This is a genomic window from Chryseobacterium sp. C-71, from assembly GCF_020911865.1.
In the GTDB taxonomy this organism is placed as follows: domain Bacteria; phylum Bacteroidota; class Bacteroidia; order Flavobacteriales; family Weeksellaceae; genus Chryseobacterium.
Genome location: NZ_CP087131.1, coordinates 3,761,117 through 3,776,061, shown reverse-complemented (window position 1 = coordinate 3,776,061; position 14,945 = coordinate 3,761,117). Strand labels below are relative to the sequence as shown.

Sequence of the window (14,945 nt, the reverse complement as noted above, 5' to 3'; positions counted from 1 at the left end):
CACAAAAAGTCCAAAACCAATGCCACGATTGAGTTAGGGAATAAAGAGTATTTTGTTGAGTTTTTGAGTTTCAATTTTAAACTTTAGTCTTTTAGCATTATCTCACGGTCTTTTGCTTTACCTATTTTTGTAAATTTGCTATATGGAAATTGTAGATATTCTGATTATCGGAGCCGGACCCATCGGTTTAAATTGCGCCTTGGAAGCCAAGAAAAACAACCTCAGTTATTTGATTATAGAAAAAGGAACCATTGTCAATTCGTTGTACAAATATCCTTTGTATATGAGATTTTTCTCGACTGCCGAAAAATTGGAAATCGCTGAAATTCCTTTTATCTCGGCAGCTCCGAAACCGGGAAGACAGGATGCTTTAGAATATTATCAAGGAATTGCGAGACAGAAAAATCTGAATATCAATTTGTATGAAAAGGTTTTAAATGTCTTTAAAAAAGAAGAAATATTTGAAATTGAAACTTCAAAATCAAAATATCTGGCAAAAAACGTCATCATTTCTACTGGTTTCTACGACATCCCAAATTTGATGAATATTCCCGGAGAACATTTAGAAAAAGTAAAACATTATTACACAGAACCTTATCCTTACGCTAAACAAAAAATCGTAGTCGTTGGCTCAAGTAATTCTTCTGTTGATGCTGCTTTAGAAACATATAGAAAAGGTGCTGAAGTGACGATGATTATCCGTCATTCTGAGATTTCTAAGAACGTAAAATATTGGGTAAAACCTGATATTGAAAACAGAATTGCTGAAGGAAAAATTACCGCACATTTTAATTCTGAATTAGTAGAAATTAAAGAAAATTCTGTGATTTTTAAAGATGAAAATGGCGAAATTCAGGAAATTGAAAATGATTTTGTGCTTGCAATGACCGGTTATCTTCCAGATTTTGATTTTCTGAAAAATTCAGGAATTGATCTTCAGGGAGAATGTTTAAATCCTGTTTATGATTCTAAAACGATGGAAACCAATATTCCAAACTTGTATTTGGCAGGCGTGGTTTGCGGCGGAAAAGACACGCATCTTTGGTTTATTGAAAACTCCAGGATTCATGCGGAGATGATTGTAGAAAACATTCTTTTTAATCAGAAATAAACTCATCTCAAAATATCTTACTTTTGATCATTCTATATCCAATATGAAAAAACTTGTCATCTTCACATTCATATCTACATTATGTTCGGTTCATACTTTTGCTCAGGCAGACAGCATTCAAACGTATGTCACCAAAGCACTAAAGATTATGAAAAATAAATCGGTTAATAAATCTAAACTCAACTGGGAAGATATATTTAATAAGACCTTAGCAGAAACTTCAAAAGCTAAAACTATTAAAGAAACTTATCCGAGTATTAAGAATGCTCTAAATTCTTTAAATGACTCTCACTCAAATTTTTATTCTGAAAAAATGGTAAGAGCATATACTTTAGGGTACAAAGCAACAGGACAAGAATTCCCGGTTATCAAAAGCGAATTGCTAGAAAACCAATACGCTTACATCAATTTGCCAGATATTGGCTCATTCAATAAAGGCGATTGGAATATGTATATCAACACTTTTTACGAAAAAGTGAATGACTTACAAAAACGCAATCCAAAAGGATGGATTATTGATCTGAGAGGAAATTTTGGAGGAATGCTTTATCCGATGTATGCCGCAATAGCACCTTTTTTGGACAGCAAAAATGTGGTGGGCACAAAAGATGCTGAGGGAGCGATTGAATATTACAATTATAAAAACGGTAAATTTTATGAAGGCACTACGGCAACTCAATTATTTCAACTGACCCAGAAAGAGCCAAAAGCTGTAAAAAAGCACATTGCTATCCTTGTGAATAAAGTTACCGGAAGTTCTGCTGAATTTATCACCGCAGCATTTGTAGGCCAAAAAAATATAAAGATAATCGGCACAAAAACTCAGGGTTTAACATCCGGAAATCAGGAATACAAATTATCAGACGGTTCTTTTCTTGTGCTGACTATCGGGAATATTGTCGACAGAACAGGAAAGGAATATGCTAAAATTGGTGAAGGAATTTCTCCTGATATCACAATCGAAAAATCATCCGACGAAGGTAAAACCGATGAAGCTTATTTGAGAAAAGCTTTCGAATTTATTGATGGTAAAAAGAAAGATTAAAAATCAACCTTCACACCCAAAACAAAATTCCTTTTCGCAGCAGGATTGTAATAACGGTTTCCGAAAGCGTTGATATCAAATCCTAAAACGTAATCGGTATTGTACAAATTCTGAATTTGCAGAAATAAATTTAGTCTTGTCTTTTCAAATTGTAAAGGATATATGAACTGAATATTTCCGATCAAATTGGAATCTGGCCAAACCGTATTTGCATCATTCAAAGGCATTTTTGAAGTATAGAAATGCGAGTAATCGACTGAAAGTTTATTAAAGAAAGTAAAATTCAATAAACTGTTAATGGTCGTTTTTGGAACTCCGGTTAAATCATTCCCCGAAAAATCATTTTCTCCCTGCTGATAATTTTGAAATTTAAAATCGTAGAAACTTCCTGAAAACCTAAATTTAAAATTGCTTAGAAAATCATTTTTTAGATTGAAATTTTTAGATTCTAAAAGTAATTCTATTCCTTTTTGAACGGTTGCACCTGAATTCACAAAAAATTCCTGTCCACGCTCATTTTGTCTTCTGACGATGGCATCTTTCATTCGGAAATCAAAATAATTGGCTTCTGCGAACAATATATTGCCGAACTGTTTTCTCACACCTATTTCTTTATTCCAACCATATTCGGGAACAAGATTGAGATTAAATTCCTGATTAGATGAGCGGATTTCTTCGTTGGTCGGAGCAGAATTCCCTTTACCAATCTTTCCTCTTACTGAAAAACCTTTTCCAATAAGATAGGTCAGTCCAAAATTGGGAAGCAACTGATCTTTAAATTTTGTTTTCCCATTTTCAGACGTTGGATACAGCTTTTCCCATTCGTAAGCATTTGAATTTAAACTTAATGAAATATCTGAAAATAGTTTTTCATTAAAATTCAATTTCTGGGAAACGAAAAAGAATCCCGAATTGTTTTTAAGCTTATCAAAATTCTGCGGATCACCTTCTACTCCTCTATTATTATCAAAATTTTTAATGAAAATATTGTTTGTTCCGCCTTCAAAACCCAATCTCCATTCTGCAGAAACTTTTTCCCAGTTTTGCTGATAATTCAGATGAGTTCTTAATGCAAAATTACTTTCAAAACGGTTTTCAAAATTGGTAATAAACGGATTTTCAAAATCTACATAAGATCCCTGAGCCAAAACAAAATGTGATAGATTTGGAATAATTTTAAAGTCATGAGAAATTCCTGCTAAAACCATTTTATTACGGATTCCCGCATCTTGTTCTTTTGCTCCAGGAACAGTTGCCGTCTTTGGTCTGGCCTGTTTTCTATTAAGCTGCATTTGCTCTAAAGTCAATCCGCCTGGAGTCTGATAATCCATATCTGAAAGAAGAATCATGGCTTTCAGTTCAGCATTTTTTGAATACTTAAAATTGTCTTTGATGAAAATCTGTTTTCTTTCAACTGCAGACTGTTCTCGGTAAGAATCTGTGCGATAATAATTTTGGAAAATTTGAAAAAAGTGCTTCCCAAATTGTTTTGAAAAATTTACGCTTTCATTAAAAGTTCCATAACTTCCAACAGAAAGATTGGCCGTAGTCTTTTCTGAATTCTGCGTCTGCAACAAAACCGTTCCACCAGTTGCTGCTCCAAAATCACCACTTTCAGGACCTTTAAAGATTTCCATTCTGTTGATCAATTCGGGTGAAACGAGATTAAAATAAGTATTTCCCGATGCATCAGACAAAATAAAATCATCCAGATAGACTTTAACATTTCTGACTCCAAATGGTGAACGCAAACTGCTTCCACGCAACGAAATCCTGTAACTTCCTGGTGAACGTTCTTCCATTCTTGCTCCCGCAATCTGATTGATAGATTCGAGCAGTCTTTCTGGTGTATTTTGATTTAATAAATTTTCTGAAACTACAGAAACTGATTTTGTAGAAGTTATAAAGGAAGTCGGTTTTTTGTACGCATCAATTCGTACTTCAGAAATCAAGGTCGCTGAATCTCGTTTCTGAGAAAAGACTAATGAACCGCAAAAAGTGAGTGCTAAAAAATAAAATTTGGCCATGAAAGATTTTGTACAATTTCATTAGCAAATATTGTACAGTTTTTTTGATGTTTACAAGCCAGATGCTGAATAATTGTTTTAAATTGAAAAATCACCCCATTTCTGAGATGATTTAAGATAAAATTAATTTGAAGTATATAGTGAGTGTTTTGATACTGAAATTTGATATCCCAAAGATAAAATCAATATTCAGATTGCAAAACAGGAAAAACACCCTAATTTTTATCGCTGAAAAAAGTCAGAATAAAAAAAGCCCTGCATCATTCGACGCAGGGCTTTCAGCTTATATTTTATCTTACAAAGGTTTTACCAATTCTAAGAACCATTCTTTTACTTCACCTTCCAAATGTGGAGCTAGTTTTTCTTCACAAGTTCTGTGGTAATCATTCAGCCAATTGATTTCTTCAACAGACAAAATTTCTTTTGCAATCGTGTCTTTGAAGAACGGACAGAACGTCAATGTTTCAAACTCATAGAAAGTTCCAGAAGTTGTAGTTTCAGATTCTTTTACGGCAATCAGGTTCTCATGACGGATTCCGTATTCACCTTCTACATAATATCCAGGCTCGTTTGAACAAACCATCCCTACAAGCAATTCCTGAGGATTCAAATCTTTTCTGATGTTTTGCGGACCTTCATGTACATTCATAAAACTTCCCACACCGTGACCTGTTCCGTGATTAAAATCTTTACCATTCATCCATAAAGGAAGTCTTGCAATGGCATCCAACTGTACGCCTCTCGTCCCTTTAGGGAATTTCACCATTGAAAGACGGATTAATCCCTGTAAAACCAAAGTTGAATTTGTTTTAAACTCTTCAGAAGCCGTACCCCAAGCAAAAGTTCTCGTAATATCAGTGGTTCCTTCTAAATACTGACCTCCTGAATCTACTAAAATAGTTGCATCATTCGTTACATCTTTGCTACCTTCTTTTTTTGCAGAGTAGTGCATGATGGCACCATTATCTTTATACCCAACGATACTTCCAAAGCTTTCTCCCACGAAATTTTCTCCTTCTGCACGGAAGCCTTTCAGTTTTTGTCCGATAGAATATTCGTTCATCGTCTCTTTTCCGGCATTGTGCGTCAGCCAATAAAGAAATTTCACCATCGCAACACCATCTCTTACCATTACTTTTCTGAAACCTTCCAATTCAGTTTCATTTTTCTGAGCTTTCATCAGATTTCCAGGAACAGCAGCTTTTACAAATTCATTTCCGATTTTTAAAGCCTCAAAAATCGATTGATTGCTGTTGGGTGAAACTAAAACTTTTTCGTTTTTGATAGTTCTCAGGTGATTGTAGAATTCTTCATAAGGCATCATCTTCACCCAAGCTTCGTCCATTTGCTTTCTTGCTTCAACTTCCATCTTTTCAAGGCCTGTGAACAAGATTGCGTCATTTTTCGTAATAATAATGTATCCTAAAAATACAGGATTACTTTCTACGTCGCTTCCTCTCAAATTCAATGTCCATGCAACATCATCAAGGCTCGAAATCACGTGAACAGTCACTTCCAGGCTTTCCATCTTTTGGCGGATCGCTGCAATTTTATCAACCACAGATTTCCCAGCTCTTTCGACAGGGTGTGTATAAATAGGATTTTTTGAAGCTTCCCCTCTCTCTTTCCAAACATTCTTTAGTAAAGCATTGTCAACTAGTGTAATGTTTTTGGCATTCAGTTTTTCAAAAAGCAGTTCCCAGTTAGCATGAGAAGTCGCCAAAGCATTCACAGCCACTTTACCGCTTACAGGAATTTCAGAAATAATCCAGTCGATATAGTTTGGAGTTCCCTCCATTCCGTCTTTGAAAAGGTCAATTCCTGAGCCCGCCAATTCAATCGGAGCCTGTGTAAAATATCTTCCATCCGTCCAAAGTCCGGCCTTATCTTTCGTCACTACTACAAAACCTGCAGAGCCTAAAAATCCCGACAGCCAGGCTCTTTCCTGCCACTCTTCCGGCAGATATTCGCTCATATGCGGGTCGGCAGAATATATGATAAATGCATCAACATTGTTTTTTTGCATCTCCTCACGGAGCGCAGCTACTTTTTCCTTTGAAGTCATTTTTTATAAATTTTAAAAACCGAAAGTTACAAAAAAATCAAGCGCGCTACTCCGATTTACGGATGTTTTCAGCAGGTACTCTTGTTTTTTTAGGAGCTTAATCCGGCTATCCGCTCATACTCCTCACGCCTGCGCTTTTTCGTCTGCGACAAAAGCCCGCCGCCTGCTGCGGTGTAACCGCTACTATCCGGGCTAGGCCGAAGTCTTTGTACGAGTGCCAGTTACCCTCATTACAAATAGTTTTAGATACCATAAACTTAAATCATTAGCAATTTCATAAAATTTTGGAAAGGTTCTTGCTATTCATTAAAAATGAAAACACAGAATTACCAAAATCACAGGAAATTTTACCCGCCTCACCACTTCATTTTGCTTCCATTACTGATGGTTTTAGAGGCTTACGGAATTTATAAAATTTGGGACGACTCAGAAAACCAACTGATATGGATTTTATTTTCGGTCATCATTTTTCTGATTTTCTATTTGGCATTCATGACCAGACAGCATTATGCACTCGGACTTCAAAACAGAATCGTACGATTGGAGTTCAGACAAAGATATTTTGAGATTTTCAATAAAAGGTCAGATCAAGTTTGTGAAAAACTCAGTTTTGGACAAATTGCCGCTCTGAGATTTGCTTATGATGAAGAGTTTAAAGAACTTTTATACAAAGCCTTAAACGAAAATATTTCAGGAGACGAGATCAAAAAGTCAATCAAAAATTGGCGTCCCGATAACGAAAGAATTTAATTATATAATCACTAAAAATAAACTATTATGAGAAAGTTATCTTTATACAGTATGAGTCTTTTTGCCATACTCTTATTGACAAGTTGTGAAGCAGTAGAAACAATCTTCAAAGCCGGAATGTGGTGGGGAATAATTGTAGTTGTTGGCATCGTAGCCTTATTATTATGGCTGTTTTCTAGGGGTAAAAACTCTTAACCAAATTATTTTATGAATCAATCAGACCAAGAGATTATTTCTCACCTGAAGCCGTCAAAGATTGTTAAAATTATGAAGGATCCGGTAGCTTCTGCAAAGGCAGTGAATCTTATTTACACTTCCGATGCAGAGACAGCCGGTATCATCCGCAGAAAAAGAGGTAAGAAATATCTTTATTTCAAAGACGGCGAGAAAATCAAAGACAAAGAAGAGATCAAACGAATCAACGGTTTGGTCATTCCTCCGGCATGGGAAAATGTGTGGATATGTGCCATCGATAACGGCCACCTTCAGGCAACAGGTCTGGACGCAAGAAAAAGAAAACAATACAGATATCATTCGCTTTGGAGTGCATTGAGAAATCACACAAAATTCTACAGAATGCTTCAGTTTGGCTATGCCTTACCTGAAATCCGTCTGCAGTTAGAAAAAGATTTAGCCTTAAGAAATTTTGAAAAAAGAAAAATCCTTGCATTAATTGTAAGCTTAATGCAGCGCACGAACATTAGAATTGGGAATAGCATTTACGAAAAACTTTACGGTTCTTTTGGGCTGACAACTCTGAAAGGAAAACACGTAAAAGTGGAAGGACAGAAAATCAATTTTGCCTTCAAAGGTAAAAAAGGAGTGATGCATGATGTCAATCTGAAAAGTAAAAGACTCGCAAAACTAATTACAAAATGCAAAGAAATTCCGGGAAAAGAACTCTTTCAATATTACGACAGCGAAGGAAACCGCCATCACATTGATTCTGGAATGGTGAATGATTATATTAAAGAATTAAGTGGAGAAGATTTTACAGCAAAAGATTTCAGAACCTGGTCAGGTACAGTCAACGCTTTAATTGCGTTCAAAGAAATCGGATATGCCGAAAACAATACTCAATACAAAAAGAAAGTAAAAGCTGCATTAGATATTGTCGCCGAACATCTCGGAAATACAAGCACCGTTTGCAGAAAATATTACGTTCATCCTTTAGTCATCAATCTTTACGAAAACAATTCTATCAAAAAATACCTTGATGCTTTAGAAGTCATTGAAGAAAACGACGGAAAAGCAGGACTGACACACGAGGAAAAATTAGTTTTAAAAATTTTGGAAAACGAAAAAATGTAGTTTGACATTTCAATTAAAATCCAGGGACTGTAATAGGTGAATAAATTTCTCCTTCTTTCATTTCCATGATCTCTCCATTTTCATTAAAAGAAACACCCAGTGCTCTTGACAAAAATCCGGAGAATTTTGCAACACATTTTTGATAAGGTGACTTGATCTTAAAAGGTTGATGCCCCTTTTGTACCGTCGTAGTTCCACCATTCGTTTTCATGATCTGGTAGGTTCCTTTTATTAAACTTTTGCAGTTTTTCTGATTGATACTAATCTGAAAATTCTTAGCGTCTACAAAATACAAAACATCGGATTTCATTTTGTCTTTATCTAAAAACAGCTCCGTTTCTTTATAATTTTTTAGGTCGAAATACCATTTTGAACCTTTTAAATTACTATTCAACAATTCATCTTCAGGAATTTTATATTCTTCAATTTGAGGAGCTAAAGGATATTCTTTTACAACTTTCTTTTTGTGTTGTGCAAAAACGGTTTGAGACAACAACAAAAAAATCAAAAATATTTTTTCCATATTCAAAAGTTTAGTATTTATCAAATATAATCATTCTAAAATGCAAATAGTCTCTATCGATTTTTTGTACAAATTAATTGTTGTAAATTTGTAAAAAGCAAAAATTAAACAATACAACGTAATATGTCAAAAGCAATTTCGCAAGTACCATTTGCAGTAAACGAACCGGTAAATTCTTACGAACCGGGTTCTCCGGAAGTAAAATCTCTGATCGCTCAATACAAAAAAATGTGGGCACAAAAGATCGAGATTCCAATGGTTATCAATGGTAAAGAAGTAAAAACTGACGATAAAGTTCAGCTTCAGTCTCCTCAGGATCACGCTCATGATTTCGGATTCTACCACAGAGGAACAATGCAACATGTAGATGATGCCATCAACGCTGCTTTAGCTGCTAAAAAACAATGGAATGAGTTGGGTTGGGAACACCGCGCAGCTATTTTCTTAAAAGCTGCTGATCTTTTGGCAGGTCCTTACAGAGATGTAATCAACGCTGCTACAATGATCGGACAGAGTAAAAATGTTCATCAGGCAGAAATTGATGCGGCTTGTGAGTTTATCGATTTCTTGAGATTCAACGTAGAATTCATGACAGAAATGTATTCTGAGCAGCCGGTTTCTGACGCTGGAATCTGGAATCGTGTAGAGTACAGACCTTTAGAAGGATTCGTTTTTGCAGTAACACCTTTCAACTTTACCGCAATTTCCGGAAACTTGCCGGCTTGTATGGCAATGCTTGGAAACGTTGTGGTTTGGAAACCTTCAGACAAACAAATATATTCCGCAAAAGTAATTATGGATGTTCTTACTGAAGCGGGTCTTCCTGCAGGGGTCATCAACATGATTTTCACAGACGGAAAAGAAACTGCTGAGAAAGTTTTGGCACACAGAGATTTTGCAGGACTTCACTTTACAGGTTCAACAAAAGTTTTCCAGGGAATGTGGAAAATGATTGGTGACAATATTCACAACTACAGAACATATCCAAGAATCGTTGGAGAAACAGGTGGAAAAGATTTCGTAATCGCTCATCCTTCTGCTAACGTAGAAGCAGTTGCAACAGGTTTAGTAAGAGGTTCATTTGAATATCAAGGACAGAAATGTTCTGCTGCTTCAAGAGCTTATATTCCAAGATCTCTTTGGGCAGACGTGAAAAAAGTAATGGAAACTCAGATTGCATCCATTAAAATTGGTTCACCTGAAGATCCTTCTAACTTTGTGAATGCCGTGATCGACAAAAACTCTTTCGAAAAATGTAAAGGCTATATCGACAGAGCTGAAGCATCAAGCAATGCCAACGTAATTATCGGTGGAAAATGTGACGATTCTAAAGGATGGTTCGTTAGTCCTACCGTAATTGAAACTACTGACCCTCAATACGAAAGTATGGTAGAAGAAATTTTCGGGCCGATCTTATCTGTATACGTTTACGAAGATAAAGATTGGACAGAAACCCTTAAAATTGTAGATTCATCTTCCCCTTATTCATTAACAGGTTCTGTATTTTCACAAGACAGATATGCAACTGACGAAGCTTTCAAAGCGTTAGAAAATGCTTCTGGAAACTTCTACATCAACGATAAACCAACAGGTGCAGTTGTAGGACAGCAGCCTTTCGGTGGAGGAAGAGCTTCAGGAACTAACGATAAAGCAGGTTCTAAAATGAACTTACTAAGATGGACATCTGTGAGAAGTATCAAGGAAACTTTCGTTTCTCCTAAAGATTATAAATACCCGTATTTGGGATAACTATCAATTATAAATAATGGGTAATGAATAATTGCTCACAAAAATACAAAATGGCCTCGGAGTTAATTTCGAGGTTTTTTTGTTTAAAATTTAACAGTATTTTAATATTTTTATCATTTAATTAGTAATAAAGCGATACTTTTCGGAATAATTATTGAATACTTCCTATCACACCATTTAAAATTATATTATGAAAAAGTTAGTTTTATTAACCTTAGGGATAGGATTTTTTGCAGCGAGCTGCGGAACTAAAGAAAAGCAAATGTCATCTAGTAGCACAGATTCTACAGCAATAGACGCAGCGCAAGCCGCACCAGTTGTAGCAGATACAATGACAACAGTTCCGATGGATACTATGAAAGTAGATACCGTAGCCGCTCCTGCACCCAAATAAAAAGTCTAATGTAAAAATGGAAATCCACAGATGAAAGTTCTGTGGATTTTTTTATATTTGAATAACAAACATTAAAAAATTTACTATGAAAAAACTATGGATAGGAACAGTTCTAGGATTGTTGGTTTTCGGAAGCTGTGCCGATAAAAAAGAAAACAGAGAAGAATTTAAAGCTGAGCATAACAAAGATGCCATGCGAAATGATTTGGGAGATTCGGCAGTGGCCAACTCTGAAAAAAACGCTCCAGACACTACAAATCTCGCACAAGATACTCTTAAAAAACCAACAGATTACGAAAGCAAAGAATCACGCCCAAACACAAAAGCAGGCGGTTCAAGATAAAATACAATCCACAGAATTTTCTGTGGATTTTTTGTTTTCAGACAATTTCACCCAAATAATCTTTAATGATTTTAACTTAATTTTATGAATTGAATTATTGATAATTTTAAAGACTTGTATTAACATAATTATTACATTTGTATTCAATAAAATATTTCATGAAAAAAACAGCAATATTATCACTTCTTTTCTTTGCCGTGATTGCATTCGGACAAGGAATTAAATTTGAAGAAGGAAATTTTAAAAGCCTTTTAGCAAAAGCAAAAAAAGAAAACAAACTGATTTTCATTGACGCTTATGCAGTTTGGTGCGGACCGTGTAAACTGATGGTGAAAAACATTTTCCCTTTAAAGCCTGTTGGTGATTATTACAATGCCAATTTCATCAATGCTAAAATTGACATGGAGAAGGGTGAGGGTATAGATTTAGCAAAAAAATACAATGTAAAAGCTTTCCCAACTTATCTTTTCATCAATGGTGACGGTGAAGAAGTTCACAGGACTTTAGGATATGTTGAGGAGAAAGACTTTATCCAGTTTGCAATGGATGCAGGAGATCCAAACAAAAGACTGACTGCTCTAAAACAAAAATTCGAAAAAGGAGAAAAAGATCCTGAATTCTTAAAAAATCTTGCAGGTCTTACTATTTATAATGATTCAGACTTTGCAGGAAGAGTTCTGGACCGTTATTTCAGTGCAAAAACCACTTTAGATAAGGACGATGTTCAGATGATTCTTGCAGGAACTCAAAGTACCGAAAGTCCTTTGTATAAGATTTTCCAGAATAAAAAAGAAGAAATCATTAAAGTTTTCCCGGCTGACCGTTACGAAATGTTTGACAAAAACATTAAGCTAAATACGATCATGAAAAAAACGTACAGCGCCGATACAAAAAAATGGAATGACGATTATTTCTACACTGAAACTCAGAAATTCTTAACAAAAGAAGAATCTGAAAAGCTTTTAAAAAGAGCAAAATCAAACAGAGCTTTAAAAGACAAAGATTTCGCAACGTATGAGAAAATGACTTTAGATCTTTATAAGGATTATTCTGCTGCAAATTCAGAAGAATTAAATTCAATTGCATGGAATTTCTTTGAAAACGTCAACACAAAATCTTCTCTTGAAACTGCAGTAAAATGGGCTCAGGAATCTGTAAAGAAAAAAGAAGAATACGCAAATACAGATACTCTTGCCAATCTTTATAACAAAATCGGGGACAAGAAAAACGCTAAACTTTGGGCTGAAAAGTCTATCGCCTTAGGAAAAGCAGAAGGTCAAGATACTGCTGATACAGAAAAAATATTGAAGAGTTTATAAGCTTTAATTTAAAAACATAAAAAATTCCGCTGAAATAAATTTCAGCGGAATTTTTATTTATTGACTATGTTATAAGTTTCGCGAGTTCGAGTAGCGAAGCGTATCGAGAACTTCTTGTTATACTTAATGAAAATTTCCCGATACGGTTTTCTTCAAAAACCTACTCGAAATGACGTAGCCTTTTTAAGTTTTCTGTAATATTTATTTAGTATTGAAATAATACACTTCCCCAAGTAAACCCACTTCCAAAAGCTGAAAGAAGTACTAAATCTCCTCTTTTAACTTTCCCAAGTTCTATCGCTTCACTCAAAGCAATCGGGATAGAAGCGGCGGTTGTATTTCCGTATTTTTGGATGTTGTTGTGAATTTTTTCGTCCGGTAAACCAAATTTTTGCTGTACAAACTGAGCAATTCTCAGATTCGCCTGATGCGGAATAAACATATCTAAATCTTTAATCGTTTTTCCAGCTTTATCTAAAGCTTCCTGCATCGTTTCAGGGAACCTTGTTACTGCATGTTTGAAAACGAAATTTCCATTCATGATCGGGTAAACTTCTTTGTCGGTTACATTTTCAGGTTCTTTTCTCATTCTGTCACTCCAACCGTATTTTGAACCTGGGAATTGGGTGCATAATTCATCGGCGTACTTTCCTTCAGAATGCATATTCATGGCTAAAATATCACCTGCATTTTCGTCTTCAGTTGCCGAAAGTACAATTGCTCCTGCCCCATCCCCGAAAATTACAGAAACTCCTCTTCCTTCATCCGAAAAATCAAGTCCGAAAGAATGAACTTCTGCGCCTACAACCAGAATATTTTTATAAGTACCAGATTTAATAAAAGCATTGGCAACACTCATCGCATATACAAAACCTGAACACTGATTTCTAACATCTAAAGCTCCGATTGTATCGCAACCCAACATATCCTGAAGCAACACGCCACAACCAGGAAAATAATAATCCGGTGAAAGCGTTGCAAAAACAATATAATCAATATCTTTTGCCGTTATGCCAGCATGTTGAAGTGCTTTTTCAGAAGCTTTAAAACCAAGAAATGCTGTAGTTTCCTGCGCATCATTTCTGTTGATTCTGTGTCTGCGCTCTTTGATGCCCGTTCGCTCAGTAATCCATTCATCATTGGTGGTCATTAATTTGGCTAAATCATCATTGGTTACAACGTGATCCGGAACATGAAATCCGATTCCTTTTATTGTACTTTTAATCATATAGTTTGTTTAATTTTGGTAAAGATAAAACTTTATTTTACACATAGGTTTTTTTAAAATTTATAGTATTTTTACTTTATGCCTATCAATACAATTTACAGAGATTCGGGATGCGAATGGATAGACGTAGAAGCACCTACGGACGAAGATATGAAGTACCTTCATGAAAGATATGAGATCAACAATCTCCTTTTGGAAGACACTTTAGACCCCAATCACTTACCCAAATATGAAGAAGACGGAAACGTGAAATTCTTCCTCCTTCGGGAAAGCACCGAACTCGAACGGAAAAACCTCAACACCATTAGCGATATCAGTACCAAAATCGGGATTTTCCTTTTAGAAAAAACCATTATCACGGTACACAGAATGAAGGCAAAAAGTATTGCTGAAACCAAGAAAGAACTTACCGAAAGTTCTGATCATGTACATCCTCATAAAATTGCTCTGATGATTTCGTTGGTCATTATGAAAACCTTTGACGATGAAGCCATCAGCCTTTTTGAGACGATGGATAATATTGAAAACGAAATTTTTCTTAAAAATACAAACCATACCAATCAAATCCGAAGACTTTATAAACTAAAGCGTAAATCAGGACTGAATTCGAGGGTTTTGACCATCTCCAATGATGCCATTGATAAGTTTAAATTATTGAAACTGGAAGATTCTGAAGTCGTCGATTTAAAAGACAAACAGAAGGATGTTGTTGCCGATTTTGATCACTTGAATATTCAGATTACCAACCTAATTTCGATGTTTCTGGCATTGTCTGATCAGAAAGCCAATCAGGTGATGAAAGTTTTGGCAATTTACTCGGTGTACTTTTTACCGATCACTTTTATTGCAGGATTATACGGAATGAACTTCGACAATATGCCTGAACTCCATACCAAGCACGGATATTTTTATACTTTGGGCTTAATGGGGGTGATTGTGATTTGTACATTTATTTATGCGAGGAGGAAACAGTGGTAGTATTTCAGCATAGATGTAGAATGATATGAATAAAATATCTCTCGCAGATTGAGCTGATTTAGCAGATTAAATATGGGAAAAAAATCTGCGTTGTCTGCAAAA

Annotated in this window: 13 protein-coding genes; 9 read left to right on the top strand and 4 right to left on the bottom strand. The window is 35.4% G+C overall.

Annotated elements, in window-relative coordinates; translation table 11 throughout:
• Window positions 1-142: 142 nt before the first annotated feature.
• Window positions 143-1,111 carry a YpdA family putative bacillithiol disulfide reductase gene (locus LNP04_RS17490; protein WP_229984163.1) on the top strand — a complete coding sequence of 323 codons (969 nt, stop codon included), beginning with the start codon at window positions 143-145 and terminating at the stop codon, window positions 1,109-1,111.
• A 43-nt stretch (window positions 1,112-1,154) separates the two neighbouring features.
• On the top strand, window positions 1,155-2,156 hold the full coding sequence (locus tag LNP04_RS17485; protein WP_229984162.1) for a S41 family peptidase: 1,002 nt from the start codon (window positions 1,155-1,157) through the stop codon (window positions 2,154-2,156).
• On the opposite strand, the gene LNP04_RS17480 is transcribed toward LNP04_RS17485, so the two are convergent.
• Together LNP04_RS17480 and LNP04_RS17475 are read right to left on the bottom strand one after the other, a co-directional pair.
• Window positions 2,153-4,183 (bottom strand): TonB-dependent receptor, encoded by a 2,031-nt coding sequence (locus tag LNP04_RS17480; RefSeq protein ID WP_229984161.1) that lies wholly within the window; start codon window positions 4,181-4,183, stop codon window positions 2,153-2,155. The two genes, LNP04_RS17485 and LNP04_RS17480, sit on opposite strands and share 4 nt — an antisense overlap.
• Before the next feature lie 295 nt (window positions 4,184-4,478).
• Window positions 4,479-6,248, bottom strand: a complete 1,770-nt coding sequence (locus tag LNP04_RS17475; protein WP_229984160.1) for an aminopeptidase P family protein — start codon at window positions 6,246-6,248, stop codon at window positions 4,479-4,481.
• Window positions 6,249-6,560: 312 nt separating this feature from the next.
• Between LNP04_RS17475 and LNP04_RS17470 the strand changes: the two genes are divergently transcribed.
• Window positions 6,561-6,998, top strand: coding sequence for a DUF6526 family protein (locus LNP04_RS17470; protein WP_229984159.1), 438 nt, complete (start codon window positions 6,561-6,563; stop codon window positions 6,996-6,998).
• Window positions 6,999-7,205: 207 nt separating this feature from the next.
• Window positions 7,206-8,309 carry a DNA topoisomerase IB gene (locus LNP04_RS17465; RefSeq protein ID WP_129534516.1) on the top strand — a complete coding sequence of 368 codons (1,104 nt, stop codon included), beginning with the start codon at window positions 7,206-7,208 and terminating at the stop codon, window positions 8,307-8,309.
• A gap of 13 nt (window positions 8,310-8,322) precedes the next feature.
• On the opposite strand, the gene LNP04_RS17460 is transcribed toward LNP04_RS17465, so the two are convergent.
• Entirely contained in the window at window positions 8,323-8,832 is a 510-nt protein-coding gene (locus LNP04_RS17460) for a hypothetical protein (RefSeq protein WP_229984158.1), read from the bottom strand.
• Window positions 8,833-8,955: 123 nt separating this feature from the next.
• Between LNP04_RS17460 and pruA the strand changes: the two genes are divergently transcribed.
• The 4 genes from pruA to LNP04_RS17445 all read left to right on the top strand — a co-directional run bounded on the left by pruA (window position 8,956) and on the right by LNP04_RS17445 (window position 12,637).
• Window positions 8,956-10,581, top strand: a complete 1,626-nt coding sequence (pruA, locus tag LNP04_RS17455; protein ID WP_229984157.1) for an L-glutamate gamma-semialdehyde dehydrogenase — start codon at window positions 8,956-8,958, stop codon at window positions 10,579-10,581.
• 262 nt (window positions 10,582-10,843) lie between these two features.
• Window positions 10,844-10,975, top strand: coding sequence for a hypothetical protein (locus LNP04_RS19510; protein WP_262907436.1), 132 nt, complete (start codon window positions 10,844-10,846; stop codon window positions 10,973-10,975).
• An 85-nt stretch (window positions 10,976-11,060) separates the two neighbouring features.
• The gene (locus tag LNP04_RS17450; RefSeq protein ID WP_229984156.1) at window positions 11,061-11,318 is read left to right on the top strand and encodes a hypothetical protein; all 258 of its coding nucleotides are present in this window, start codon (window positions 11,061-11,063) and stop codon (window positions 11,316-11,318) included.
• 158 nt (window positions 11,319-11,476) lie between these two features.
• Window positions 11,477-12,637: a thioredoxin family protein gene (locus tag LNP04_RS17445; RefSeq protein ID WP_229984155.1), complete on the top strand. Its 1,161-nt coding sequence runs from the start codon at window positions 11,477-11,479 to the stop codon at window positions 12,635-12,637.
• Between the two features lie 205 nt (window positions 12,638-12,842).
• Here LNP04_RS17445 and LNP04_RS17440 read toward each other — a convergent pair whose 3' ends face one another.
• Window positions 12,843-13,865: a 3-oxoacyl-ACP synthase III family protein gene (locus LNP04_RS17440; RefSeq protein ID WP_229984154.1), complete on the bottom strand. Its 1,023-nt coding sequence runs from the start codon at window positions 13,863-13,865 to the stop codon at window positions 12,843-12,845.
• A 78-nt stretch (window positions 13,866-13,943) separates the two neighbouring features.
• Here LNP04_RS17440 and LNP04_RS17435 point away from each other — a divergent pair, with 78 nt between their 5' ends.
• A complete protein-coding gene (locus LNP04_RS17435; RefSeq protein WP_229984153.1) occupies window positions 13,944-14,843 on the top strand; it encodes a CorA family divalent cation transporter in 900 nt (299 codons plus the stop codon).
• The last annotated feature ends 102 nt before the right edge of the window (window positions 14,844-14,945 follow it).